This is a genomic window from Intrasporangium sp. (genome assembly GCF_036566125.1).
Taxonomy (GTDB): Bacteria; Actinomycetota; Actinomycetes; order Actinomycetales; family Dermatophilaceae; genus Intrasporangium.
This window is the reverse complement of the sequence record NZ_DATCWX010000300.1, coordinates 1-23,540: the sequence shown is the minus strand read 5'-3', so window position 1 is coordinate 23,540 and position 23,540 is coordinate 1. Positions and strand designations below refer to the sequence as shown.

25 protein-coding genes are annotated in these 23,540 nt (G+C 70.3%); 9 read left to right on the top strand and 16 right to left on the bottom strand.

Translation table 11 applies throughout. The features are described 5' to 3' along the window. From VIR15_RS18035 to VIR15_RS18015, 5 genes are all read right to left on the bottom strand, one after another. Positions 1–951 (bottom strand): ferritin family protein (locus VIR15_RS18035; protein ID WP_331930280.1); only part of this gene is annotated, 951 nt, incomplete at its 3' end. Between the two features lie 129 nt (positions 952–1,080). Next, complete coding sequence (locus VIR15_RS18030; protein WP_331930278.1) at positions 1,081–1,536, bottom strand: hypothetical protein; 456 nt, start codon at positions 1,534–1,536, stop codon at positions 1,081–1,083. Between the two features lie 210 nt (positions 1,537–1,746). Continuing rightward, positions 1,747–2,199 (bottom strand): GlcG/HbpS family heme-binding protein, encoded by a 453-nt coding sequence (locus tag VIR15_RS18025; protein WP_331930276.1) that lies wholly within the window; start codon positions 2,197–2,199, stop codon positions 1,747–1,749. Between the two features lie 32 nt (positions 2,200–2,231). Beyond that, complete coding sequence (locus tag VIR15_RS18020) at positions 2,232–3,149, bottom strand: catechol 2,3-dioxygenase (RefSeq protein WP_331930274.1); 918 nt, start codon at positions 3,147–3,149, stop codon at positions 2,232–2,234. A gap of 2 nt (positions 3,150–3,151) precedes the next feature. Further along, positions 3,152–3,523: a 2Fe-2S iron-sulfur cluster-binding protein gene (locus tag VIR15_RS18015; protein WP_331930272.1), complete on the bottom strand. Its 372-nt coding sequence runs from the start codon at positions 3,521–3,523 to the stop codon at positions 3,152–3,154. Between the two features lie 169 nt (positions 3,524–3,692). On the opposite strand from VIR15_RS18015, the gene VIR15_RS18010 reads away from it, so the two are divergent. Together VIR15_RS18010 and VIR15_RS18005 are read left to right on the top strand one after the other, a co-directional pair. Beyond that, the gene (locus tag VIR15_RS18010; RefSeq protein ID WP_331930270.1) at positions 3,693–5,642 is read left to right on the top strand and encodes an ABC transporter transmembrane domain-containing protein; all 1,950 of its coding nucleotides are present in this window, start codon (positions 3,693–3,695) and stop codon (positions 5,640–5,642) included. Beyond that, positions 5,639–7,609 carry an ABC transporter ATP-binding protein gene (locus VIR15_RS18005; RefSeq protein ID WP_331930268.1) on the top strand — a complete coding sequence of 657 codons (1,971 nt, stop codon included), beginning with the start codon at positions 5,639–5,641 and terminating at the stop codon, positions 7,607–7,609. Before VIR15_RS18010 ends, VIR15_RS18005 begins: the two co-directional genes overlap by 4 nt. Positions 7,610–7,813: 204 nt before the next feature. Here the strand turns inward: VIR15_RS18005 and VIR15_RS18000 are convergent, their stop codons facing one another. Genes VIR15_RS18000 through VIR15_RS17990 form a run of 3 tightly spaced genes read right to left on the bottom strand, consistent with a single transcriptional unit; the run spans position 7,814 to position 11,092 of the window. After that, complete coding sequence (locus VIR15_RS18000) at positions 7,814–9,514, bottom strand: ABC transporter permease (RefSeq protein WP_331930266.1); 1,701 nt, start codon at positions 9,512–9,514, stop codon at positions 7,814–7,816. Further along, positions 9,511–10,431 (bottom strand): ABC transporter ATP-binding protein, encoded by a 921-nt coding sequence (locus VIR15_RS17995; protein ID WP_331930264.1) that lies wholly within the window; start codon positions 10,429–10,431, stop codon positions 9,511–9,513. Before VIR15_RS17995 ends, VIR15_RS18000 begins: the two co-directional genes overlap by 4 nt. Beyond that, a complete protein-coding gene (locus VIR15_RS17990) occupies positions 10,424–11,092 on the bottom strand; it encodes a TetR/AcrR family transcriptional regulator (RefSeq protein WP_331930262.1) in 669 nt (222 codons plus the stop codon). The genes VIR15_RS17995 and VIR15_RS17990 overlap by 8 nt, the downstream gene beginning before the upstream one ends. Before the next feature lie 178 nt (positions 11,093–11,270). Between VIR15_RS17990 and VIR15_RS17985 the strand changes: the two genes are divergently transcribed. Next, a complete protein-coding gene (locus tag VIR15_RS17985) occupies positions 11,271–12,518 on the top strand; it encodes an NAD(P)/FAD-dependent oxidoreductase (protein ID WP_331930260.1) in 1,248 nt (415 codons plus the stop codon). Positions 12,519–12,630: 112 nt separating this feature from the next. Continuing rightward, positions 12,631–13,203: a hemerythrin domain-containing protein gene (locus tag VIR15_RS17980; protein ID WP_331930258.1), complete on the top strand. Its 573-nt coding sequence runs from the start codon at positions 12,631–12,633 to the stop codon at positions 13,201–13,203. Between the two features lie 83 nt (positions 13,204–13,286). On the opposite strand, the gene VIR15_RS17975 is transcribed toward VIR15_RS17980, so the two are convergent. Continuing rightward, positions 13,287–13,736: a hypothetical protein gene (locus VIR15_RS17975; RefSeq protein WP_331930256.1), complete on the bottom strand. Its 450-nt coding sequence runs from the start codon at positions 13,734–13,736 to the stop codon at positions 13,287–13,289. A 268-nt stretch (positions 13,737–14,004) separates the two neighbouring features. Here VIR15_RS17975 and VIR15_RS17970 point away from each other — a divergent pair, with 268 nt between their 5' ends. Together VIR15_RS17970 and VIR15_RS17965 are read left to right on the top strand one after the other, a co-directional pair. After that, the gene (locus tag VIR15_RS17970) at positions 14,005–14,862 is read left to right on the top strand and encodes a bifunctional methylenetetrahydrofolate dehydrogenase/methenyltetrahydrofolate cyclohydrolase (RefSeq protein ID WP_331930254.1); all 858 of its coding nucleotides are present in this window, start codon (positions 14,005–14,007) and stop codon (positions 14,860–14,862) included. Then, a complete protein-coding gene (locus VIR15_RS17965) occupies positions 14,846–15,127 on the top strand; it encodes a DUF3017 domain-containing protein (RefSeq protein WP_331930252.1) in 282 nt (93 codons plus the stop codon). Before VIR15_RS17970 ends, VIR15_RS17965 begins: the two co-directional genes overlap by 17 nt. Before the next feature lie 49 nt (positions 15,128–15,176). Here the strand turns inward: VIR15_RS17965 and VIR15_RS17960 are convergent, their stop codons facing one another. Genes VIR15_RS17960 through VIR15_RS17950 form a run of 3 tightly spaced genes read right to left on the bottom strand, consistent with a single transcriptional unit; the run spans position 15,177 to position 17,898 of the window. Beyond that, on the bottom strand, positions 15,177–15,809 hold the full coding sequence (locus VIR15_RS17960) for a GerMN domain-containing protein (RefSeq protein WP_331930250.1): 633 nt from the start codon (positions 15,807–15,809) through the stop codon (positions 15,177–15,179). Positions 15,810–15,817: 8 nt separating this feature from the next. Continuing rightward, a complete protein-coding gene (locus VIR15_RS17955; RefSeq protein ID WP_331930248.1) occupies positions 15,818–17,197 on the bottom strand; it encodes a sensor histidine kinase in 1,380 nt (459 codons plus the stop codon). Continuing rightward, entirely contained in the window at positions 17,194–17,898 is a 705-nt protein-coding gene (locus VIR15_RS17950; protein WP_331930246.1) for a response regulator, read from the bottom strand. Before VIR15_RS17950 ends, VIR15_RS17955 begins: the two co-directional genes overlap by 4 nt. Before the next feature lie 123 nt (positions 17,899–18,021). Here VIR15_RS17950 and VIR15_RS17945 point away from each other — a divergent pair, with 123 nt between their 5' ends. From VIR15_RS17945 to VIR15_RS17935, 3 genes are read left to right on the top strand one after another with little or no spacing between them, the layout of a single operon-like run. Further along, positions 18,022–18,315, top strand: a complete 294-nt coding sequence (locus tag VIR15_RS17945; protein WP_331930244.1) for an STAS domain-containing protein — start codon at positions 18,022–18,024, stop codon at positions 18,313–18,315. Beyond that, complete coding sequence (locus tag VIR15_RS17940) at positions 18,315–18,833, top strand: hypothetical protein (protein WP_331930242.1); 519 nt, start codon at positions 18,315–18,317, stop codon at positions 18,831–18,833. The genes VIR15_RS17945 and VIR15_RS17940 overlap by 1 nt, the downstream gene beginning before the upstream one ends. Beyond that, positions 18,830–19,057, top strand: coding sequence for a hypothetical protein (locus tag VIR15_RS17935; protein ID WP_331930240.1), 228 nt, complete (start codon positions 18,830–18,832; stop codon positions 19,055–19,057). The genes VIR15_RS17940 and VIR15_RS17935 overlap by 4 nt, the downstream gene beginning before the upstream one ends. A gap of 151 nt (positions 19,058–19,208) precedes the next feature. Here VIR15_RS17935 and VIR15_RS17930 read toward each other — a convergent pair whose 3' ends face one another. From VIR15_RS17930 to VIR15_RS17915, 4 genes are all read right to left on the bottom strand, one after another. Beyond that, entirely contained in the window at positions 19,209–20,189 is a 981-nt protein-coding gene (locus VIR15_RS17930) for a malate dehydrogenase (protein WP_331930238.1), read from the bottom strand. A gap of 166 nt (positions 20,190–20,355) precedes the next feature. After that, a complete protein-coding gene (locus tag VIR15_RS17925) occupies positions 20,356–22,659 on the bottom strand; it encodes a CHAT domain-containing protein (RefSeq protein ID WP_331930236.1) in 2,304 nt (767 codons plus the stop codon). A gap of 57 nt (positions 22,660–22,716) precedes the next feature. Beyond that, positions 22,717–23,160, bottom strand: a complete 444-nt coding sequence (locus VIR15_RS17920; protein WP_331930234.1) for a PPOX class F420-dependent oxidoreductase — start codon at positions 23,158–23,160, stop codon at positions 22,717–22,719. Beyond that, positions 23,157–23,540: TIGR03618 family F420-dependent PPOX class oxidoreductase (locus VIR15_RS17915; RefSeq protein ID WP_331930232.1), on the bottom strand; the 384-nt coding region annotated here is incomplete at its 5' end. The genes VIR15_RS17920 and VIR15_RS17915, both read right to left, overlap by 4 nt.

Genomic DNA, 23,540 nt, shown 5'->3' with positions numbered 1-23,540 from the left:
GGCGGCCGCGGCACCTGCACCGACGAGGGCGTCGGCGCGCGCGGCCAGGGGACGCAGCGCGGCCAGCGCGCGGTCCACGGCACCGGCGACGGCGCTCGAGAGGATCTCGGCGTTCGCGGCACCGAGCTCGGGGTCGGACGTCCACGTCTTGTAGAGGGCGTCGAGCCAGCGACGCTGGTCCTTGAACCACTCGGTCAGGTGCTGCGCGGCGAGGCTGTAGCCCGCTGCGCCCCCCGTGAGGGCCGCGTCGTCGAGGTGCGTGAACAGGACCCGGTAGAGCAGCTGGTCGGTCACGTCGAGGGCGATCAGGGCCAGTGCCCAGTCCTGCTCGACGATGGTCTGCTCGACGAGCCGTCGCAGCCCTTGGAGGGCGTCGTCCTCCATCCACGAGCTCTTGGCGTCCTCGAGCAGGCCGGCGGTCCCGCCGTCGAGGGCGATCCCGAGCCGGCTGATCAGCTGCGCGTTGCCGATGCGGTCGAACGCCGCGTAGGCGGCGCACTGCGTGATCGTCGTGCCGAACCCGAAGCGGGCGGCGGCCGTCGAGATGAGCTGAGCGCCCGACTCGTAGTGCCGCAGTGGGATGACGAGCTGGGCGAGCAGGTCCTTCCACGCGTCGGGGAGGCGCTCGAGCAGGCCGCGGCTCTCGATGTAGCTGAGGGTCGCACCGAAGGCGTCGGACATCCCGGCGCGGGACGTGACGTACGGCGCGTAGTAGTACTGCCGCGGGTCGGTGAAGGAGTACGGGTCGGTCAGCCGCAGGACGCTGAACGACTCGTCGTAGATCTCCTTTGACGGGTCCCACAGCGGGCGGTAGTGGAGGTTCTCCCTCGCCTGGATGTCGAACGACCCCTCCTCATAGCGCGAGGCGGGGCGGTCCCCGAACCTCGCAACGAGGTGGTCGAAGGTCTTGCGCTGCGGTTCGATGACCTGAGTACGCAGTTCGTACTGCACGTCGGCCTCCTTCGGCTTCGGTGTGCGTGATCGCAGCGCGGGCGCTGCTGGTTTCGGGCAGGCGTGGGTAGGCCTGCATGGCCCTGCCGCAGGGGAGCGATCGGGCGTCGTAGCGTGGACCCCGGCGGGTCAGGCCGCCGGGTGGTGGGTGACGCCCGACTCGACGAGGAGCCGGACGAGCAGGTCGGGCAGGGCGTCGGGGCCGTCGAGCTCCTGGGGGATCTCTGACTCGAAGCCGTCGCCGATGAGGCGGGCGTAGGCGGTGCCGTCCTCGAACGTCGTCGATACCCGGACGGCCCGGCCGTGGTAGGTGATGTTGAAGGCCAGCTCGCTGGGCAGCGTCTCGTCGAAGAGGGTGAGGTGGTCGTCACCTGCGCCCCCGGGGAGAGATCCTGCCGAGGAGAGCACGGCATTGGCCTCGCAGACGAGCTGCTCGGCGAGCGAACGGATGGCGACCTGGCGGTCGGCGCCCGTGCCGGTGGCGATGCGTTGGCTGATCCGCGTCATGGGCATCGGGGCGACGGGCTCGACGTCGGCGTCACGCGCTCCGACGAGCTCGGCGACCTTGAGCATGAACGGCGTCATTGCTCGTCCTATCTCGTGGTTCGTGCCTGGAAAGGGTGAGGGGTTGGGGGTTTGGGGTGGGTCGGCGGTTGGGGTGTCGGCGGGTTCGGGGTTGTGGTGTCGGCGGGCTTGCCCCGGCAACACACCCGCTTGTCGCGCGCCCATCCCTGTTGCAACAGGCACGAGCAGTCGATATCCGGGTGTGTTGCGGGTCCAGTCCCCGCCGAGCTCTTAGGTGGTGCTGCCGAGGGCGGCGGCACCGGCCTCGGCGATCTCGCGGTCCTGCTCGGCCGTGCCTCCGGAGACGCCGACCGCGCCGACGAGGATGTCGTCGAGGCGGATCGGGACGCCGCCGCCGAAGACGACGAGCCGGTCGCGGTGGACAATGCCCTCGCGGAGAGCGGCCTCGTTCTCGATGAGCCCGAAGAACTCATGCGTCGCGATGCCGTTGAAGGCGGAGACGGTCCAGGCCTTGTCCTGCGCGATCCCGGAGGAGAGCAGCGGCGCTCCGTCCATGCGGGCGAAGGCGATGAGGGCGCCCGACGGATCAGTGACCGCGACGTTGACGGCGACTCCGATCTCAGCCGCCCGCTCGAGGGCGGCGTCGACGGCTGCCCGCGCACCGGCATACGTGATGGTGTGTTGGGTGCGCACGTGCGTGGCGCGGGCGGCCGTCGTCGTCATGGCTTCCTCCGGGATGGCAGGGTCGGGACGGATCAGGTCGAGACGGTCGTGAAGCGCTCGTTGATCTCGCGGGCGTGGTAGAAGATGCCCTTGGCGATCTGGTCGGGCGTCCACTTCACCGTCGGCCGGTCCGGGTAGGCCAGGTAGCCGCCGGCGAACACCTCGTTGCGGTTGCCCGACGGGTCGAAGAAGTAGATCGTCTGCCCGCGGGTGATGCCGTGACGGGTGGGGCCGATGTCGATCGGCACGTCGTCCATCGCGAAGAGGTCACCGGCGTGGCCGACCTCGGACCAGTCCTGGAGCTTGAAGGCGACGTGGTGCAGCTTGCTCTGGGGGCCCTCGAGCACGGCGATCTGGTGGATCTGGTTGTTGCTCGTCATCCACGTCGCGATGTAGTGCGCGTCGTCGTCGACGAGGTCGGTCTGCACGCGCTCGGTCGCGTAGAAGCCGAACACCTCGGTCAGCATGTTCTCCATCGTCCGCACGTCCTCGGCGAGGATGAGCGAGTGGTCGAGGCCCGGGACGCCGACCCCGACGAGGTGGCGCGGGAACGCCTCGGGGTTGTGCGTGCCCACCTCGGTGCCGATGACGGTCTGCTCGTGGTAGACCTCGAAGACGTGGTCCGACGGGGTGGTGAAGCGGATGCCGTCGCTGACCTCCGGGTTCTCACCCTTGGACATGCGCTCGACGGTCAGGCCGAAGGCCTTGCCCTTCTGCTCGATCTCGTCGATGTCCTCGGGCTTCTCGACCTTGAAGCCGTACTTGACGACGCCGACGCCGCCTTCCTCGAGGACGAGCGAGTGGTGGTCCCACTCGTCCCAGCCCTTGTAGTAGACCTTGCCGTCCTGCTCGAGCGTCTCGTAGAGCCCGAGCGTGTTGGCGTAGTGCTGCTTGGCTTCGGCGAGGTCCGTGACCCGGACATGCGCGTAGCCCATCCTCAAGATTCCCACTGCTACTCCTTCGTGGTGGTGCCGGCAGCCAGGGCTTCGGCGCGGAGCCGGGCCTTTTCGTTGATCTGGCGCAGGAACGGGTTGACGAGACGCAGGCAGCTGTCGCGCATCTCGATGGTGAGGTCCGAGTCCGGGACCGCCCGGCAGCTCAGACAGGTGCCGTCCGCGCGCTCCTCGTCGGAGATCACGGAGTCGGCCACGGGTCGGTTGTAGTCGAACGCCCCGTCGTGGACGTCGACCTTGCAGATGGCGCAGCCGCCGCGGCGGCACCCGATGGTGTAGGCATAGCCGGCCTTGTACAGCCCCTCGAGCACGGTCTCTCCCTGGGCGAGGAAGATCTTCTCGCCCGTCGGGTGGATCGTGAGTGTCGGCACCGGCGCTCCCTTGCGAACTGTCGCGGCGGGCACCTCCACGTGCCGCCGATACGAGCGTCGCGCCTGCCCGGCCGGTTCGGGACCCACGTTCCTCTCCCCGGAACGAGGCGCCGTTCAAACGAAAAACCGGTGGGGCGGCGTCACCGCGCCAACCTAGGCTGGATGGGTTATGCGAGACTTCCCACCCGAGATCCGGGCCTTCACCGATGGCGCCACAAAGGCGGACGAACCGGACACCCGCAGCCCGCGAACCTTCCTGCGCTGGATGGTCCGCCAGCAGGGGGCGCTCTTCTGGGCCGGCCTGCTCGTCGCCATCGTGTGGATGGTGCCGCAGACCCTCGGGCCGTGGATGGTCGGTCGGGCCATCGACACCGGCATCATCGCCGGTGACGCCAGCGCGACGCTCCGGTGGGTCCTCATTCTCGGGGCGGTCACGGCCATCGGCGCAATGAGCGGCGTCGTCTACCACACGATCATCGTGCGCGAGTGGCTCATCGCCCTCTACGGCACGACCAAGCTCGTGACCCGCAAGGCCCTTCAGCTCGGCCACATCCTGACCCGCCGCACGCCGACGGGCGAGGTCCTGTCGGTCTCGGGGAGCGACGGCGACCAGTTCGGCGCGCTGATGGAGGTCACGACCCGAGCCATCTCGCAGTTCGTCGCCTACCTGGTCGTTGCGGGCATCGTCCTGTCCACCTCGGTCCGAATGGGCGTGCTCGTTCTTCTCGCCGCGCCGCTGCTCGTCGTCCTCGGCACGCCGCTGCTCCGGCCCATGCAGCGCTGGCAGGGGATTGAGCGGTCCCGCAACTCCGAGCTGACCTCGATGGCGACCGACATCGTGGCCGGCCTGCGGATCCTCAGGGGCATCGGCGGCGAGGACACCTTCGGCGGCAACTACGCCGACCAGTCACAGCGCGTGCGCCACTCCGGTGTCCTGGCCGGCAAGTGGTACGGCGCGGTCGAGGCCGTTGGCGTGCTCATCTCCGGCGGGTTCGTCGTTGTCCTCATGTGGCTCGGCACGCGCGAGGTCGCCGAGGGCCGGCTCACGGTGGGCCAGTTCGTCAGCTTCCTCGGCTACGGCCTGTTCCTCCTGGCGCCGATGCGGACCTTCGTCGAGTTCGCCCTGAAGTGGATCCGGTCGGTGGTCTCGGCACGCAAGGCCATCGCCGTGCTCAGCCAGCGTCCCCCGTGGGTCGAGCCCGAGCACCCGCACGCGTTCCCCTCGATGGCGCCGATCGTCGACGAGGCGTCCGGCGCGGTCTTCGAGCCGGGTCGCCTCACCATGGTCGTCTCGGCCGTCCCTGACGACTCGGCGGCGCTCGCGGACCGCCTCGGCCGGTACCTGCCGTCCGATGAGGGCACGCTCGTCAGTGACGAGATCCCCGAGGACCTCAAGGGACGGGCCGCCAGAAGGGAGCGCTCGCGACGGACGGTTCAGCGCGAGGAGCAGGCCAGGCGAGACGAGGAGCGGGCCAGACAGGCCTGGGGCGTCACCGTCGGCGGCGTCGACCTGGGGGCCATCCGCCTCGATGAGGTCCGTCGCCACGTGCTCGTGAGCGACACCGCGCCGCAGGTGTTCGCCGGCACCCTGAGAGACGCCGTCGATCCACTCGGACGCCTCACGCGGTCAGGGGCCGAGCTCGCGCTCCATACCGCCGCAGCGGAGGACGTCTTCGACGCCATGCCGGGCGGCTGGCAGGGCGAGCTCGACGAGCGTGGACGGGGTCTGTCGGGCGGGCAGCGCCAGCGCCTCGTCCTCATGCGCGCACTGGCCGCGGACCCGGAGGTCCTTGTCCTGGTCGAGCCGACCTCTGCCGTCGACGCGCACACGGAGGCACGCATCGCCGAGCGCCTCGCCCCCCACCGGGACGGCCGCACGACCATCGTCATGACCGCCTCACCGCTGCTGCTCCACCATGCCGACGACGTGATCCTCCTCGAGCACGGCAAGGCCACCACGAGGGGAAGGCACGTTGACCTGCTGGCGAGCTCAGCGGCATACCGCTCCGTCGTCGTGCGCGGAGAGGTCACGGCGACGCACCAGCCCACTCACGACGACTCGAACGGGTCGCACCACGATCACCTGATCACCCACTTCAGCGAGGAGGAGGCGCCATGAGCCACGTGGACACCGACGTGTCGCCACTGCCGCCTGACCTCGCGGCAGAGTCGGCGCGCACCTGGGACCGCCCGGCCGACGTCTCCGTCGTGCCGGACGAGCTGCGCCCGCCCACGGCTGCCTCGCCACAGGACCGCGTGCGGGCGCTCCGGCTGCGCCACCAGCTCCGTGAGCGCCGGGCCCATGAGTTCGTGGCCGACCAGCTGAGCTCGCGCAAGGGCCTGCCCATCGCGGAGCCAAGGCGCGTGGTCAGGTTCATCGGCAGGCTGCTCGCCGAGCGCAAGCACGTCGTCGCCGCCGTCCTCCTCGCCAACGCCCTCGCCGCGGGCGCCGGCCTGCTCGTGCCGCGCCTGCTCGGTGCCCTCGTCGACTCGACCGTCGCCGACGTCCAGGCCGGACGGCAGGATGCGGCGCTCGCCGCGGCGAACTCGATGGCAGTGGTCGTGGCAGGGATCGTCGTCCTCCAGGGACTGCTGACCTTCGCGGCGCAGGCGAGCTCGGCCGTCCTCGGCCAGGGCGTCCTCGCAGCGGCGCGTGAGTACGTCGTCCGGGCGATCCTCAGGCTGCCACTGTCGCGAGTCGAGTCGGCCGGCTCCGGCGACCTCGTCACCCGCGTCACGCGTGACGTCGGGACGATGAGCGAGTCGGTCCGGTGGGCGCTGCCCCAGGCGATCATCGCCGGCACGACCGTCGTGCTCACCCTCGTCGCGATGCTGGGCAACTCGCTCCTGCTCTCGGTCCCGTCGCTCGTGCTCATGGGCCTGGCCCTCATCCAGGTCCGCCGCTATCTCGCCCGCGCACCCAAGGGTTACCTCACCGAGGGAGGCACCTACTCGCGGATCAACACGACGCTGACCGAGACCGTCGAGGGCGCCCGCACCGTCGAGGCACTCGGGCTCGGTGCCCTTCGGCTCCGCCGCGGTGAGGGCGACATGGAGGTTTCCGGCCAGGCCGAGCGGTACACGATGACCCTGCGCAACCTGCTCTTCGCGGTCATGGACCTCGCGTTCAGCCTGCCGCGGGTGCTCGTCCTGCTGCTTGGTGCGGTCGGCTACGCGCAGGGTTGGGCCTCCCTCGGCCAGATCACCACGGCGATCCTCTACACCGAGGCGCTCTGGGGGCCGTTCGAGATCCTCGTCCACACCGTCGACCGGGTGCAGGTTGGGATCGCCTCGACGACCCGCCTCCTCGGCATCGCCACCGTGCCTCCCGACCGGGAGGCAGGTGCCGCCAGGCCAGCGGCTCCGGACCTCGTCGGCAGGGACCTGCGCTACGCGTACCGCGCCGACCACGACGTCCTCCACGGCATCGACCTCGCCCTGCGGCCGGGGGAGCGGCTGGCCGTCGTCGGACCGAGCGGCTCGGGCAAGTCAACCCTCGGCCGGCTGCTGGCGGGCATCCATGGGCCGCGAACAGGCACCGTCGAGGTCGGCGGCGTCGGCCTGACGTCGCTGCCCCTCGACGTCCTGCGGAGCGAGGTTGCCCTCGTCACCCAGGAGCACCACGTGTTCATCGGCTCCGTGCGCGACAACGTCGTCCTGGCCCGCGAGGACGCCTCCGACGCGGCGGTCATCGAGGCGCTCCGGGCGGTTGACGCGTGGGACTGGGTCGAGCGCCTGCCGGAGGGGCTCGCCACCAAGCTCGGCTCGGGCCACACCCAGCTGACGCCGGGCCGGGCGCAGCAGATCGCCCTGGCCCGCCTCATCCTCGCCGACCCGCACACCATCGTCCTCGACGAGGCCACGTCGCTCATCGACCCCCGGACGGCGCGGCACCTCGAGGGCTCGATGAGCGCCCTGCTCACCGGCCGCACCGTGGTGGCCATCGCGCACCGCCTCCACACCGCGCACGACGCGGAGCGGATCGCGGTCGTCATCGATGGGCGCATCGTCGAGCTCGGTAGCCACGACGAGCTCGTCGCCCGGGACGGCGAGTACTCCGCCTTGTGGCGCGCCTGGACGTCCTGACCACGCGCTCACCGCGCGTCGCAGCGGCAGCCGGCTCAGCGGCATACGACATCAATGGACGTATGCCGCTGAGCTCGCCTCGCACGCATGTGGCCCCACGCGCCTCCCGCCCTCCACCCCGCAACACACCCGCCTACCGACTGGTCGCACGCCCTGCAGAAGGGGGCGGCGGTCGACAAGCGGGTGTGTTGGAGTGCGTACGGGCTACCCGCCCGACACGACGTCCCGGCGTCGCAGGCCGAGGAAGCCGACGGCCCCGAGGGCCACGGCCGCGAGGCTCATCACGACCAATGGCGTGGCGGCGGCAGCTTCGGCGGGCACCTGCGGCGTGTGGTGGACGGGGGACAGCGCCATGACCCACTCGGGCAGGTTGAGCAGCCCGCCGAGGTAGAGCGCGAGCGCAATCCAGACGACGAGCACCCACGTGAACGAGGTGAGCCGGGGGACCAGCCCGTAGACCGCGATGGCGACCCCGGCCACGAGCAGGGTCGCGGGGAGGTAGGCGAGCGACGCCAGGACCAGGTCCCCGACCCAGTGGCTCTCCCCCGTGCCCGCCGCGACGCCGAGGCCGGCCCCCAGCCCGATGACCACCAGCATGAGCACGGCTTGCAGGCCGACGACGAGGGTCCACCCGCCGAGCAGCCTCGATCGGGCGCTGCCGGTGACGAGCACGGCCTCGGCGCGACCGGCCGCCTCCTCCGAGCGGAGGCGCAGGACCCCGGCGACGGCGATGGCTATCGGGGCGATCGCGAAGAGGGACAGCATGTAGGCCGAGAAGCTCGTCGTCAGGTCCGCCAGCTCCAGGTTCAGCACCTCGTCGAACTGGGGGACCTCCTGCAGGAGATCCTGAAGCGAGTTGGCGAGCGCCCCGAAGGCGATCGCGAAGACGAACATGCCGATCAGCCAGCCGAGGTAGGTGTTCCAGAGCAGCCGATGGGCCAGACCCGCGGGGGAGAGCAGCCGCGGTGACGCCTCTGCGGGGCCGGGCTCGGGAGCTCGAAGCCCCGCACCGAGGTCGCGTCGCTGGGCGAGACGGACGGTCATGGCCAGCAGCACCAGGGCGGCTGCCGCGGAAACGGCGAGCGGCCACCAGCGCAGCTCGACGTAGAGCCGGGTCTGCTGCGCCCAGGCCAGCGGCGAGAACCACGAGAGCCAGGAGCCCTGGTTGTGGATGACGTCACCGAGGCCACGCACGAGGAACGCGACGGCCAGGGTTCCGAGCGCCATGCTCGAGGCGGTCCGCGCATGCTCGGTCAGCTGGGCCGTCACGCCGCCGACCGCCCCGAAGACCAGGCCGGTCAGCCCGGTGGCCATCCCGAGGGCGATCGAGCTTGCCGCCTCCATCCCGGTGCCGACGAGGGCGAGCGTGGTGGCGGCGCCGACGGCGAGGTTGGCCAGGGCGACGGTGAAGAGGGCCGCGGCGGCGGGTGCGAAGCGCCCGACAGGCAGGGCACGGACGACTTCCAGGCGCCCGGACTCCTCCTCGGCCCGCGTGTGGCGCACGACGAGCAGGATGCTCATGATCGCGGCGGCGAGGAACAGATACAGGGACAGCTCGTTCGCAACCATCGCGCCGAAGGTGTAGTCGTCCAGCCCGAACGCCGGCCCCGTCATCATGATGGCGGACGGGTTCGACATGAGCGACGCGCGCGCCTGCAGGGCCTCGGGCGTCGTGTACGTCGCATTGAACGAGGCGACCGACCCGGCGACGAAGATCCCGAAGGACAGGGTCCACACCGCGATCCGGACGCGCTCGAGCCGGAGGAAGAACCGCAGCAGCTCGCGGGTGCCGGCCCAGGGCTCGGCCGTCCCACCTGCACCGGGCCGGTTCGCGGCGCCCGGGGGCCGCGCCCGTGACGTGGCCTGCCCGGCGGTGGCCGTCGGCGTGTCCATGGGGGCGCTCATCGGGTCGCCGCCTCCTCCGGGGCGGCGATCTCGTCGCCGTAGTGGCGCAGGAAGAGCTCCTCGAGCGAGGGCGGGGCGATCGTGAGGTTCTCGACCCGCTTGTCGGCGAGCAGCCGCAGCACGTCGTTGACGTGCGCGTTGTCGACGTCGAAGCGCAGGAAGCCGTCGTCGACCGTGAGGTCATGGACGCCGGCCGCACGCGTGAGGGCCGCCGGGTCTGCGGACGTCGTTGCCGTCACGGTCGACCGGGTGAGATGGCGCAGCTCGGCCAGCGTGCCCGTCTCGACGTCCCGACCGGCGCGGATGATCGTCACGGTGTCGCAGAGCTTCTCGACCTCGGCGAGGATGTGGCTCGACAGCAGGATGGTGCGCCCCTGGTCCCGCAGCGCCCGGACCTCCTGGGTGAAGACCGCCTCCATGAGCGGGTCGAGTCCTGACGTCGGCTCATCGAGGAGGAACAGCTCGGCGTCCGTGGCAAGCGCTGCGACGAGCGCGACCTTTTGGCGATTGCCCTTCGAGTAGGTGCGGGACTTCTTCGTCGGGTCGAGCTCGAAGCGCTCGAGCAGCTCCTCCCGTCGCCGTCGGTCGGCCGGCTTGCGGTAGAGCCGCGTCAGCACGTCGATCACCTCGCCGCCGGTGAGGTTGGGCCACAGGCTGGTGTCCCCGGCGACATAGGCGATGCGCCGGTGGATGGCGACGGCATCGACCCACGGGTCGAGGCCGAGGACCTGCGCCGAGCCGGAGTCGGCCCGCAGCATGCCGAGCAGGACGCGGATCGTCGTCGACTTCCCGGAGCCGTTGGGGCCGAGAAAGCCGGCGACCTGTCCTTTCTCGACGCGGAGCGAGAAGCCGTTGAGCGCCTTGGTCGTGCCGAACGACTTGACGAGGTCTCGGGTCTCGATAGCCAGGTCAGGCATGTGAGCTCCTGTTGGGTTGGTGGAGGGTGGACAGGTAGGCGTCGAGCAGGCTCGAGTCGGTGAGCAGCGGCTCGGTGTAGATCTCGAGGACCGGCAGGATGATGCGGTTCGAGTAGGCCTGGAGCCAGGCGGGCAGCCCTGAGACGTCGAGGTGCTCGTCGCGGCCGGGCAGCTGCAGCAGCAGGGCTCCCAGCGCCATCTCGGTCAGGACCCGGGCACGTGCCTCGGGGTCGCGGCTCGGGCGGACGGTGCCGGCCTCCTCGGCCTCGCCGAGATAGGCCTGGGCGTCGACGACAAGCTGGTCGACGAGTCTCACGGCGAGGTTGCCGCCGCTCTGGAGGCAGCGCAGCACATAGGCGACGAGGTGGGCGTAGCCCTCGACGTGCGCGAGATGGGTGAGCATGGCGGTCGCGCCGCCGGGGCCGAGCACCTCGGACTTGTTGGCGCTGATCTGGCCGATAACCCATTCGTCGCAGGCCTCACGCAACCCGGCCCGTGAGCCGAAGTGGTGCAGGATCAGCGCCGGGCTGGCCCCGACGTCGGCGGCGATGGCGCGCAGCGGCGCCTCCATCCCGTCCCCGGCGAAGCGACGGATGGCCGCCTCGCGGATCCGGGCGCGGGTGGTGAGGTCCTCGGCCGCAGGAAGGCTCACTGAACTCATGTACAACATGCTAAACGCGTGTTCAGTCCCTCGTCAAAGTGATGTGGTATGCCGCTGGGCTGGCGCGGAACTCACGCCGAGACCGCGCCCGCCGAGCGACAAGCGGTAAGACTCACCCGTGCTGACGACACCAACGGACTACTCGACCAAGTGAGGTAGGTGAGGGAGAGTGGGCCCCATGAGCAACAGCGATCCCATCGTCATCGTCGGCGGCAGCCTGACTGCCGCTCGCGCCATCGAAGCCATCCGCGAGAGCGACCAGGAAACGCCAATCGTGCTCGTGGGCAAGGAGAACCGATTGCCATACGAGCGGCCGCCGCTGTCCAAGGGCGTCATGCTCGGCAACGACCCCGAGGACGTCGCCTTCACGCACCCTCGCGAGTGGTATGACGACAACAACGTGGAGCTGCGGCTCGGCGTCGCGGCGGACCGGCTCGACCCCGCCAACCGGACCGTGACGTTGTCGGACGGCAGCGAGCTCGGCTACGGCTCGGTGCTCATCGCCACCGGCTCGGGCTTGCGCAAGCTCGACGTGCCCGGCACCGACCTCGCCGACGTCTTCTACCTCCGGTCGATGACCGACTCCGAGAAGATCCGCGCGCGTCTTGTCGCGGGGAGCGACGTCGTCATCATCGGCGCAGGCTGGATCGGCCTTGAGATCGCGGCGGCGGCCCGCCACCATGGCGCGGAGGTGACCGTCATCGAGCCACAGGCCGCGCCGCTCATGGGTGTGCTCGGCGAGCAGATCGGCACCTGGTTCGCGGATCTGCACCGCAGCCACGGGGTGACCCTGCGCCTGGGCGAGGGCGTCGAGCGTCTCGAGGGCGAGGACGGCAAGGTCACAACGGTCGTGACGAGCAGCGGTGAGCGTCTGCCGGCCGACACCGTGGTCATCGGGGTCGGCATCCGGCCGAACACCCGACTGGCCGAGGAGGCCGGTCTCGAGGTCGACAACGGGATCGTCGTCGACGAAGCGCTGCGCGCCTCTGCCGAGGGTGTCTACGCGGCCGGTGACGTGGCCAACTGGTACAACCCGACCCTCGAGACCCACCTGCGCGTCGAGCACTGGGCCAACGCGCAGGACGGCGGCTATGCAGTGGGCCAGTCGATCGTCGGCAAGGACGTGCACTACGGGCCGATCCCGTTCTTCTTCTCCGACCAGTACGACATCGGACTCGAGTACTCCGGCTACGTCCCCCGTGGCACGGAGCCCGAGGTGGTCCTCCGTGGTGATCCCAAGAGCAACGAGTTCATGGCGTTCTGGGTCGTGCCCGAGGGCGACGGGGTCCGGGTGCTCGCCGGAATGCACGTCAACATGTGGGACACCATGGACGCCGTCCAGGCCCTGATCCGCGACCGCGCCCCTGTTGACCGGGCCCGCCTCGCCGACCCGGGCGTCGCACTGACCGAGGTCGCATCGACGTGACCCGCTGGGCGGGACGGCGGCGCGTCGTGGTGCACAGCCGTTACCTCCACGAGGGCACGGGTAGGGGTCGCCGGAAGGAACTTCTCGTTTCCGACTGCCGAAGGTGATCCCGATGGAGGCCCGTGTCGCCACGCTGCACGAGATCCGATCCGCGCTCAACGCCGAACACCAGCACTTGTGGGCGCTGATCGCCTCCCTTCGTCATGCCTCCGTCGACGAGCGCGATCCCCCTTTGCAGCGGCTGCTCCGCTACCTGGCCGTCCACGAGGCGGCCGAGGAGGTGGCCATCCACAATTCGTGGGTCACCGACTCGACGAGGGAGCGCCTCGACGAGGAGCGCGAGGCCGCGGAGATCGTCGAGCGCCTGGCTCGACTCGGCGATTCTCACGCGGTGACTGACGAGGCGGACCCGATCGGCGCCACCCCATCGGACGACGAGTTCCTCGTCGCCCTGGACCAGCTCGAGCGGAGCCTGCGTGATCACGCCGAGGCGGAGGAGAACGAGGAGCTGCCGATCCTGGCCGCGGAGCTGCCCAAGGAGCAGGTCGGCGACATGCTGCGCGTCGTTCTCATGGTTCGCGAGATGGCGGGAGATGCCGTGTCGCCGATCGCGGACGGATCCTTCACCACGATGCGGCTCTCCGCCCAGCGGGAGTTCAAGTTGGCGATGAGCCAGCGCCGCTGAGCACCGATCTGACCGACAGCCCGCATGGTGAAGGGCCGTGCCAACCCCTCGTTGGCACGGCCCTCAACGCAGTGACCCGTGGGTCACTCCATCGGCATCTCCCAGTCGGGAGCGCACGTCGCCATGCCGTCGACGATGGCCATGGTCAGCATCCCGAAGTCGTCGTCGTCCAGGTAGCTGAACGGCTTCGGCTCCTTCCCGGAGTTGTAGAGCGCTCCGCCGCCGACCGTCGCCCGCATGTGAATCAGCGGCTCCTGCGTGACGCCATTTGCCGCCATCCATTGCTGGACGGCGTCATCGGCCACGTAGCCGCACTGCTGCGCGAAGTCGGGGCCGATGAGGAACGCCGTCCCGAGGTCGCTGAGCGGCATCCATGCGGTGTTGCCCTTGCTCTGGGCCTGGTAGGCAGCCTCTTGCCACTGGTCCTTGTAGCAGTGGTGCGCCGAGGCCATGGTGGAGCCGGCGAGCGTGATGGCCGCGGTTGCGGCCAGGACCGTGCCGGCCCGTCGCATGGTCCGGTGGAGTGCACTCATACTGTCTTTCCCTCCCTGGTTGTGCTCCGGGCAAACGTGTATCCCGGAGGCAACCGTCCAGAGACCATCGCGCCCGGCCAGATACACACGCATTTCCCGTATGCCGCTGAGCTCGCTCCCCGGGGCGAGCCGCCTTGCGTCGTGGCACAGTTGGGCGCCGCGCGCGCCCACCCTCCCGAGCTCCTCTCAATCGAGAGAACAGCTTTGCTGCGCGTCGCTGGCCTCAGCCGTGTCGATCGGGCCAGACGCGCGTGGCAGGATTGCGGGCGTGACGGCACAGATCCTCGATGGCAAGGCAACCCTCGCGTCGATCAAGACCGAGCTGACGGAACGGGTGGCCGTCCTTCGGGAGCGTGGGATCGTGCCGGGCCTCGGCACCGTGCTCGTCGGCGACGACCCCGGCAGCCAGTGGTACGTCAATGCCAAGCACCGCGACTGCGCCGAGATCGGCATCACCAGCATCCGACGGGACCTGCCCGCGACCGCCTCGCAGGCCGAGGTCGAGGCCGTCATCGACGAGCTCAACGCCGACCCGGCCTGCACCGGCTTCCTCGTGCAGCAGCCCACGGGCCTGGACGAGATGGCCCTGCTCTCTCGTGTCTCCCCGGAGAAGGACGTGGACGGTCTCCACCCGACCAACCTCGGCTGGCTCGTCCTCGGCCGTCCGGCTCCGCTGCCGTGCACTCCGATGGGGTGCATCGAGCTGCTGCGCCGCTTCGGCGTCCAGATCGCCGGTGCGAAGGTCGTCGTCGTCGGCCGTGGCCTCACGGTGGGTCGGCCGCTCGGCCTGATCCTCACCCGCAAGTCGGAGAACGCGACCGTCACGCTGTGCCACACCGGGACCAAGGATCTCGCCGGGGAGGTGCGTCAGGCCGACATCGTCATTGCGGCGGCCGGCGTCTCCGGGATCGTCACGAAGGACATGGTCAAGCCCGGTGCCGCGGTGCTCGACGTGGGCGTGAGCCGCGTCGACGGCAAGATCGCGGGGGATGTCGCGCCCGACGTGGCCGAGGTCGCGGGCTGGATCAGCCCCAATCCCGGTGGCGTCGGTCCCATGACGCGAGCGCTGCTGCTGACCAACATCGTCCAGGCGGCCGAGGCGGGGGCCAGTGCAGTGGCGCGGTAGCGGCTTCGTCGTCCTCGGTTGGTGGTACGTCGTCGCTGTCGTCGGCGCGGCCGGCACGCTGATGATGGCCTTCGGGGACGTCCGTTGGGGCGGCCGGATCCTGTCGGCGGCATTCCTGTTCGGCGCGATCGTGCGTCTGGTGGCGCGGCCAGCGCGCAAGGCGGGGGGCCTCAACGTCCGTTCCCGGACCCTTGACGTGCTGATCCTCCTCGCGTTCGCGGTGGGGATCCTCATCGCCTCCGCCACCGTCAAGGTCGACGTCTGACCTGCCTCGGCAGTGTGCAGTCCGCGCCAAGGCGCCCGCACACTCGAGCCTAGGTGGCCCTTCCGGTCGGGGAACGGGCGCCACCGGCGCCACCGGCGACGAGAGCGGTGAAGTCCTGTGCCGTGAGGGGTCTCGCGGTCAGCGCACCGTCCGGCAGCGGCGCCTCGATCGGAGTTCCGTCACTCATCAGCCAGACGGAGTCGATGCCGGAGATCGAGGTGAGGCTCAGGACGATCTGGCCGACGGCGAGAGGCAGGCGCCGGGCGGTTGGCCCCCGCGGTCCGATCTGGACGTCGATGTCCGCCCGGCCGCCCTCGACACGGTTGACGGTCAGCGAGACATCCGGGCCGAGGGCCGTGGAGACGCCGATCAGCCGTTCGGGCTCGCTCGGCCCCTGGGCCAGGCCGCTCAGCACGGCGGCGGCGGCGTCCGCTGCGTCGCTCGTCATCGTCCCCGCCTCGGTCGCGGTGAGCTGGTCGGTGGCGTTGAGCCAATAGATGAAGGGACCGCGTCTGGCTGGGGTGGTCCGTTGTGGCGTCGGGGGTGCGGCCGTCTCCATGAGGTTGTAGGGCACCTCGGTGATCGCTGTGGGCGGCGACGTCGCCGGTACGCCACAGGCAGCCAGCGTCAGGACGACCAGGGCGGTCCAGACGAGCGGGGGGATCGCGGCTAGCTTCAACATCGCGCCACTCATTCGGCGCCCTCCGGGTTCAGTGGGAGCGCCAGGGTGAATCGGGCCCCGCCGCCTGGACGGTCGTCGCACCACACGGTGCCACCGTGGGCCCGAGCGGTCTCGGCCACGAGGCTGAGCCCAAGCCCGGTGCCCTCGCGCGAACCACGCGACCCGGACCTCGCGAACCGCTCGAAGACGAGTTCCCGGTCGGTGACCGGCACGCCCGGCCCGCGGTCATCGACCTGCACCAGCACACGACCGTTGCTCGCCACCACCCCCACTGCCGCGAGCCCGTCGCCGTGCACGTCGGCGTTGTCGAAGAGGTTGACGAGGGCCCGGTTGAGCTCCTGCTTGTCGGCTTGGACGTGCACCGCCTCGCCCGACGGGCTGAGCAGGCTCGTCGGGCGGTGGCTCTCCGCGAGGGCATGAGCGACGAGGTCGTTGAGGTCGACGTCGGCCAGGTCTCGGTGGGCGGTGCCGGCGTCCACGCGGCCGATCGCGAGCAGATGCTCTAGGGCTCGGTGGAGACGCCTCACCTCCCGATCGACGAGGTCGACGGCCCGCTGCGCCCGGTTGGGCAGCTCCTCACGCGCGCCGGCGAGCACGTCGACACTCGTCAGGAGTGTGGTCACCGGGGAGCGCAGCTCGTGGCTGACGTCGGCGGCGAAGCGGGCGTCGCGCTGGACCCGCTCCTCGAGCGCCTCGACCATCGTGTTGAAGGAGCCCACGATGACCGACAGGTCGGGGTCATCCGTCGCCGCGAGCCGGGTGTCCATCTGGCCGGCGGCGATGCGTGCAGCGGCGGAGGCGACGCTCTCCAGCGGAGCGACCGCCCGGGCCGCGGCGGACCGGGACATGAGCGTGCCCCCCAACGTCGTCACCACGGCGAAGGCAGCGAGCACGCCGCCCAGCGTCCGCAGGGTCGAGTCCAGCTCGGATGCGGACGCGATCTCGTAGTACCACGCATTGCGAGCGGGCAGGGGCACTCCGACGACGACGACGGGCCGCCCCTCGAGCCGGCTCCACGCGACGGCAGCCGCGCCGGACTTGACCACCTCACGAACATCGGCCGGTATGGCGTCCTCGGCGACGTTGAGCGACGAGGAGTACCAGTGCTCGTCCGTCCTGACCATCACCACGGATCCGGACGATGTGGGCAGGCTGGACAGCACCTCGATGACGTCGGACCCCCGGGTCAGCAGGCCGTCACGCACGACGGAGGCACTCGCGAAAGCCTGCTGGGCCGCTGTCTGCTCACGTTGCGCGATGAGGAAGCCACGCGCCGTGAGGTAGGTGCCGCCGGCGAGGATGGCGGACACGATGAGGGCCAGACTGGCGAATGAGAGCGTGACCGTGGTCCGCAGGCTGAGCGAACGGGGGCGGGGCAGCACCCTCACGATCGGACATCGAGCCGGTAGCCCAGACCGCGCGCCGTGACGAGCAGCCGCGGGTGGCTCGGGTCCCGCTCGATCTTGGTCCGCAGCCGGCGGACGTGGACGTCCACGATGCGTTCGTCGCCGAAGAAGCCGCGATCCCAGATGCGTTCCAGCAGCATGCGCCGGCTCCACACGCGGCCGGGCGGCTGGGCGAGCTCGCAGAGCATGCGGAACTCGGTCATCGTCAGGTGGAGCAGCTCGTCGCCACGGCGCACGAGGCCGCCGTCCAGGTCGAGGACCAGCGGGCCGTCCTCGGCGTCGAGGACGACTCGACCGGTGTCCTCGTCGGCTTGGCCACGGTGCTGGCGCCGCAGCAGCGCCCGGATGCGGGCGGACAGCTCCTTGACCTCGAACGGCTTTGTCACGTAGTCGTCGGCGCCGGCCTCGAGGGCCGCCACGATGTCGTGGGTGTCGGCCCGGGCGCTGACGACAATGATCGGCCCGTTGCTGAACCGCCGGACCGCACGGATGAACGTGAAGCCGTCCATCCCGCCGAGCATGAGGTCGACGAGCATGACATCGATCGGCTGGGCGCGCACTGCGTCGAGCGCGCTCTCGGCCGAGGCGTGAGTCACTGGGGTGTTGCCCTCGCCCTCGATGGCCATGGCGAGCGATGCACGGATGCCGTCGTCGTCTTCCAGAACCAGGATGGAGAGCGCCACGCGGTGATTCTGCCAGCGGCGGCCGGGCGGGCCGGCCCGGGCACCTGGGGATCGCGATTCAGTCACACAATCGCAAAGAAACGGTTGGCGAGATCGTCATGCGCCGAGGTCAGGGTGGGAGACGTGCGCAATCCTGCTCTGATATCGATACCCCTCGATGAGAGCAACCTTGCACACGATCTGCTCGTGCTCCGGGCCACTGCAGCAGAGTGCCTGATGCGAGGGGAGGGCGGCATCGCGGTCGACGTCTCGTCGCTTCGCCGGCTGTCCTCGGAGACGATTGCGGCACTCCTGTGGGCGCGGCGCAAGTGCAATGGCAACGGCATCGGCTTCGCCGTGCACGGCGCGACGGGCAATGCGGCCCAGGCGTTGACCCGGTGCGGGCTGGGCGAGGCGATCGAGGCAGGAGGCCGGTGATGGCGGTTCAGCTGACCGACAGGGGCGCGATCCGTCGCCACGAGGGCCCGGGTGGCTGGAACGTCACGCTCGTGGAGTGCCCTGACGGCCTCGCCAACGTGTCGACGAGCCACGGAGTGACGCGGGTCTTCGTCGCGGACCTGCCCGTGGCGGGGTCGACTGAGTCGAGTGCGTATGCGGCGACCGCCTGCACGCCGGACGGGGAGGCGCTCGTGCTGTCCCGTGAGGCTGCACCGGCGCTGCTCGTCACCGCTCAGGGGCTGCGCCGAGCGCCGGAGGTGCCCGGGTCGGATGAGTGGCTGCATCTTGGGCCGGACGAGGCGCTGCTGCTGCTGTCATCGGCCGTCTTCGAGGAGATGCCGCAGGTCCTGGCCCACGTGCTGCACGGCCACCCCGACGAGCTGCTGGCTGCCGACCCCGGCACCTTCCTCACCGACATCTTCGAGCAGACCGGCTCCGGAGCCGGGGCGATGATCAGTCGCCGTGCCGCCACCGAGTACCAAAGGGGACCAGCATGACCACCGTCTCTGCATTCGTCGCGGCGCTCGCCGAGGAGCACCGCCTTGCTCACGCGGAGCTGCTCGCGGCAGAAGAGCTGGGAGACCATGCGCGGAGGGTGCAAGCCCTCGGACGCCTCGCCGACCTGCAGGAGATCGCCTCCCGGAGCCTTGACGTCGTGTCGCTCGAGGCCGTGGCCGGTTCTGACGGTGGGGCGCTGGGCTCGGTTCCGCAGCCGTCCTGACGCCCCAACCCTCCCGCCCGCGCTCGACTGGGACTCAGCCGCGGCGCCACGTGCACCCTCGACGCGGAGCCAGCTGAGCGGCATACGGGAAGGGCGTCGGCCACCGTGGGGTGACCGACGCCCTTCGACGTCACTGCGGGAGCCGCGTGGCTCAGATGAGCCCGAGCTCCTTGACCTGGTCGCGCTCCGACTCGAGGCGCGCGACGGACGCGGCGATGCGCTCGCGCGAGAAGTCGTTGAGCTCCACGCCCTGGACGATCTCGTACCGGCCGTCCTTCACCACGCACGGGAACGAGGAGATGATGCCCTCGGTCACCTCGTACGAGCCGTCGGACGGGACCGACATCGAGACCCAGTCGTCGGTGCCCTTCACCCAGTCGCGCATGTGGTCGATCGTCGCGTTGGCCGCGGACGCCGCCGACGACAGGCCGCGGGCCGCGATGATGGCGCCGCCGCGCTTGGCGACCGTCGGGATGTACTCGTCGGTGATCCACGTCTGGTCGACGAGGTCGGCCGCGATCTTGCCGCCGACCTTGGCGTTGTAGAGGTCGGGATACATCGAGTCGTCGTGGTTGCCCCAGATGGCCAGGTTGGTGATCTCGGTGACGCTGACGCCGAGCTTCTTGGCGAGCTGCGACTTGGCGCGGTTGTGGTCGAGGCGGGTCAGCGCGTTGAAGCGTTCGCGGGGGATGTCGGGCGCGTTGGACATCGCGATGAGCGCGTTGGTGTTGGCTGGGTTGCCGGTGACGAGGACCTTGATGTCGTCGGCGGCGTTGTCGTTGATCGCCTTGCCCTGGCCGGTGAAGATCTTGCCGTTCGCGGCGAGGAGGTCGGCTCGGTCCATGCCCTCCTTGCGCGGCATGGCGCCGACCAGCATCGCGAGGTTGGCGCCGTTGAAAATGGCGCCCGGGTCATCACCGATCTCGACGCCGGCGAGCGTCGGGAACGCGCAGTCGTCGAGCTCCATGACCACGCCCTCGAGCGCCTTGAGCGCCGGCGTGATCTCGAGGAGCCGCAGCTCGACCGGGGTGTCCGGGCCGAGGAGGGCGCCGCTCGCGATGCGGAAGAGGAGGCTGTAGCCGATCTGACCGGCGGCGCCGGTGACGGCGACTTTCACGGGGGTGCTGCTCACGGTTGGCCCTTCACGTCAGTGTGGCTGTGGACGCAATCGAAACTACCAGTCAAGCATGAGACCCCAGACCGCGCAGGCTGGCCCCGTGACGTGGGTCACCCGGGCATTCCACACGATGGCGTATGCCGCTGAGCTCGCACCTCGTCGCGCGTGCAGTCCGTGCCCCTCAGCGCCGCCGAACGACCATCCTTGAGACGATCACGCCGACGGAGATGACCAGGAGCAGGATCCCGGGGACGATCAGCCACCAGTACGTGTTGTGTTCGCTCGGTCCGACGCCAGGCTGCGCGGAGAACCACGGGCCGCCGATGATGCCGGCAACGGTCAGCACCAATCCCGTGACCGCGCCGAGGCCGGGCCCCAGACCGCCGCCCGGCGTCCGCGCGGAAGGGGTCGGAGCAGAACGAGGAGACTCGGTGTGCAACACGGCTGGTGGCGGCGCCGACGCCGGAGGAGTGTAGGGCGGCGGAGCTGGTGCTGGTGTCGCGGTCAATGGCTCAGGAGCAGATCCGACCCCCTCGTAGACATCCTGGGCCGGCTCGGGAGCGACGGGTTCCGCTTGGGCCCAGAGGTTCCCGCTGACCGTCCCCGTGGGCAGGGGCAGCCGCACGAACCGGAGGGCTGCGAGCCCGGGTGGTGGCAGATCGTCGGCGTGCGGGAACGGCTCCTCCCAGTAGAGCGGCCGGACGAACTCAGCCCGGTGCGTCGACAGTGCCTCTTCCCATTCGCTCCGGCAGGTCGCGGACGTCATCGAGCGGCTGGACCAGAACAGCTGGAAGCTGTCGGCCTCCGCGATCTTGGTGCGCATCCACTCGAGCGGGGCGCCCGCACGCCGCTCGGCGACGATCTCGGACAGGTAGCCGTCGCCGAGGGCCTCGGCCACGGCGACGACTCCCTCGACGAGGTCGGCGTCCTCAGGCGCGTAGCAGGGGAAGATCCGTGCGAAGCGCTGGACCGGTTGGTCGTGACGCCGCGACGGCTCCGCTTCAGCGGCCGCGCTGACGGCAATTATCGCGGCGGCCTCCGCGATGAGGAGCGGCCCCGAGAAGACCCGAACGTGTCCCTCGACGGTCGTGCCCTCGGCCTCCTGACGGGCCCGCAGCAGGAAGGTGAGCTCGGCGATCTCTCCCGTCCAGGTCACCGCCGCCTGGGGTGGGCTGCACTCCAGTCCCGGTAGGTCCGGCCTGACGATGAGTCCCGCACCCCGGGGGACCGGCTGGGTGGAGGGAGTCGCAGTCGTCTGACTCGGGGCGCCGGCGAAGAAGGTGGCGACCCGGTCTCCCACCTCGGCCGTCTGGTCGATGACCTCCCCGCTTGCCGTCGTCTGCCGTTCGCCGTGGTGGGCGAAGAAGAGCAGCGGCTCCCAGACCGTCGGGCGCAGCTCCGCGGGGTGCGACACCGTGAACTGCACGTCATGGTCGAGACCCGGCACCGGGATCCGAGTGTCCTCGGCCCCGAGGGACGACCCGAGGTGCAGGGCCACGGTGGACCACTCTGCCGACGTCGGCCCCTCGGCGGCGAAGAGGGCCGCGCGCCCACGGGCCACCGCCTGCTCGACGCGACCGCCACTCTCGATGAGCGCGGCATAGAACTCGTCCGCGAACACGACGGCTGCGGTGTCGGTGATCGTACGGCGCATCGCGACCACGGCGGGGACGCCAGCCCTGACGAGCGCGGTTGCGGTGCCGGCGAAGGGATCGGTCCCGTCGCTGACCGAGCTGTCGCAGCAGTTGAGCACGGCGAGGCGCAGGGTGGGAGACCCGGCCAGGATGGCCGCGACCTCGTCGGCCGGCCGGCTCGAGACGGTCCCGTCCGCAGCCGTGAGGTCGAGATGCCCGGTCCCGCCGACCGGGTGCGACGCGTGTCCGACGTAGTGGAAGACGTGGAAGTCCCTGCTCTGCAGCGTTTGGCGGATCGTCTCGAGCGACGCGGTGCGCAGCGTCACCACCTCGACCGCGGCGCCCCAGCTGTAGGGCCGCAGGCGAGACTGGATGCGCACGATCTCGGCAGCGGCATCGATTGCTGGGGTGCCGTCAGGGGTGGAGACCGCGAGGAGGATGCGAAGGGGCGTGGGACTGCCAGGAGCGGGCTCGCGGGCCTGCATCTCAGTGCAGCGGACGACGGCCCGCCACTGGTCGAGCGCCATGAACTGGAACCGATCCGGATCGCGCAGCAGCTCCCAGGGCAGTCGGTCGGCCCCGCCCTCGAAGCGCAGCACGACCCGCACGCCGAGGCCTGACGCCACGGCCCGGTCCCTGCTCTTCTCGTAGCGGAGCCGAACCTCGCTGGGAAAGAGCGCCCCGAAGAGCGCATCGCCTATGTCCTTGTCGTCGCCGTCGAGGGTGCTCGGCAGGGGCGCAGTGAGGGTGCCGGTCTCGCCTGCGGGGGAGTCGAGCACGCGCGTCTCGAGCAGGTCGCCCCGCTGCGTCACGACCAGGTCCACGTCGACGTACCCCGAGGGTCCCGCCATGCAGCCATGGTCCCACCGCCGTGCTCAGCCTGACGGCATTTCGTCCGGCTGGTCCCATTACACGTGGATGGCGTCGAGGGTGACACGTCGTGCGTGGATCCGGCAGATCACCCGCGTATCGCGCTCCCGCTGGGCGTCCGGGTACACGTGGCCGTAGTAGCACGGGTGTTGTGTGTACGTGCGGGTGAGCGTGTCGAGATGCTCCTCCGCCCCGGCATACAGGAGCTCGGCGTCGCCTCGCACCTGGACGTAGCGGGAGGTGTCATCAGGATCGACGACGAGCAGCGAGACCTTGGGGTTGGCCAAGAGGTTGCGGCCCTTCTGGCGCTCGAGGGTCGTGTTCACGCGGGCGCACTCGCCGTCCCAGTCGATCCACACCATGCTCGACTGCGGCCACCCATCCGGGCCGATCGTCGTCAGTATCCCGCAGATCGGCCTGGTCAGCAGGTCCAGGTGGGAATCAGGGATCGTGGCCGTGTCCGGGACGTGGGGCGCCTTCACCGGGCGCTCCGGGCGTCGAGGGCGACGACGTGCGTGGGCCGGATCCGGCACAGCACCGGCACCTCGGTCGCCGCGAAACGCGCTGGCACGGCCTCGCCGAAGTAGCGGATCTGCCGCCCGGCGTACTTCGAGGCGAGCGCGTCGAGGTGCTCGGCCGCGCCGACCTCGGTCATCTCGACGACCCTTCCGCGGATCTCGAGGTAGCGCAGGGGTTCTCGCGGGTCGTAGCACAGCAGCGTGACGCGCGGGTCGCGGCGCATGTTCCGCTCCTTGGCGAAGCCGCGCATCGTGTTGACCCGCACGCAACCCTCGTCGACGTCGCACCAGACCACCGAGGTCTGCGGGTAGCCGTTGCGCGTGATGGTGCTCAGGGCCGCAAC

Coding starts and splice junctions, on each gene's coding strand:
- VIR15_RS17960 (WP_331930250.1), bottom strand. CDS start 15,809: ATGTTGAAGCTAGCCGCGATCCCCCCGCTCGTCTGGACCGCCCTGGTC.
- VIR15_RS17995 (WP_331930264.1), bottom strand. CDS start 10,431: ATGCCTGACCTGGCTATCGAGACCCGAGACCTCGTCAAGTCGTTCGGC.
- VIR15_RS17940 (WP_331930242.1), top strand. CDS start 18,315: ATGGCGGTTCAGCTGACCGACAGGGGCGCGATCCGTCGCCACGAGGGC.
- VIR15_RS18010 (WP_331930270.1), top strand. CDS start 3,693: ATGCGAGACTTCCCACCCGAGATCCGGGCCTTCACCGATGGCGCCACA.
- VIR15_RS17985 (WP_331930260.1), top strand. CDS start 11,271: ATGAGCAACAGCGATCCCATCGTCATCGTCGGCGGCAGCCTGACTGCC.
- VIR15_RS18025 (WP_331930276.1), bottom strand. CDS start 2,199: ATGACGACGACGGCCGCCCGCGCCACGCACGTGCGCACCCAACACACC.
- VIR15_RS18030 (WP_331930278.1), bottom strand. CDS start 1,536: ATGACGCCGTTCATGCTCAAGGTCGCCGAGCTCGTCGGAGCGCGTGAC.
- VIR15_RS17980 (WP_331930258.1), top strand. CDS start 12,631: ATGGAGGCCCGTGTCGCCACGCTGCACGAGATCCGATCCGCGCTCAAC.
- VIR15_RS17935 (WP_331930240.1), top strand. CDS start 18,830: ATGACCACCGTCTCTGCATTCGTCGCGGCGCTCGCCGAGGAGCACCGC.
- VIR15_RS17925 (WP_331930236.1), bottom strand. CDS start 22,659: ATGGCGGGACCCTCGGGGTACGTCGACGTGGACCTGGTCGTGACGCAG.
- VIR15_RS17975 (WP_331930256.1), bottom strand. CDS start 13,736: ATGAGTGCACTCCACCGGACCATGCGACGGGCCGGCACGGTCCTGGCC.
- VIR15_RS17990 (WP_331930262.1), bottom strand. CDS start 11,092: ATGAGTTCAGTGAGCCTTCCTGCGGCCGAGGACCTCACCACCCGCGCC.
- VIR15_RS18005 (WP_331930268.1), top strand. CDS start 5,639: ATGAGCCACGTGGACACCGACGTGTCGCCACTGCCGCCTGACCTCGCG.
- VIR15_RS18000 (WP_331930266.1), bottom strand. CDS start 9,514: ATGAGCGCCCCCATGGACACGCCGACGGCCACCGCCGGGCAGGCCACG.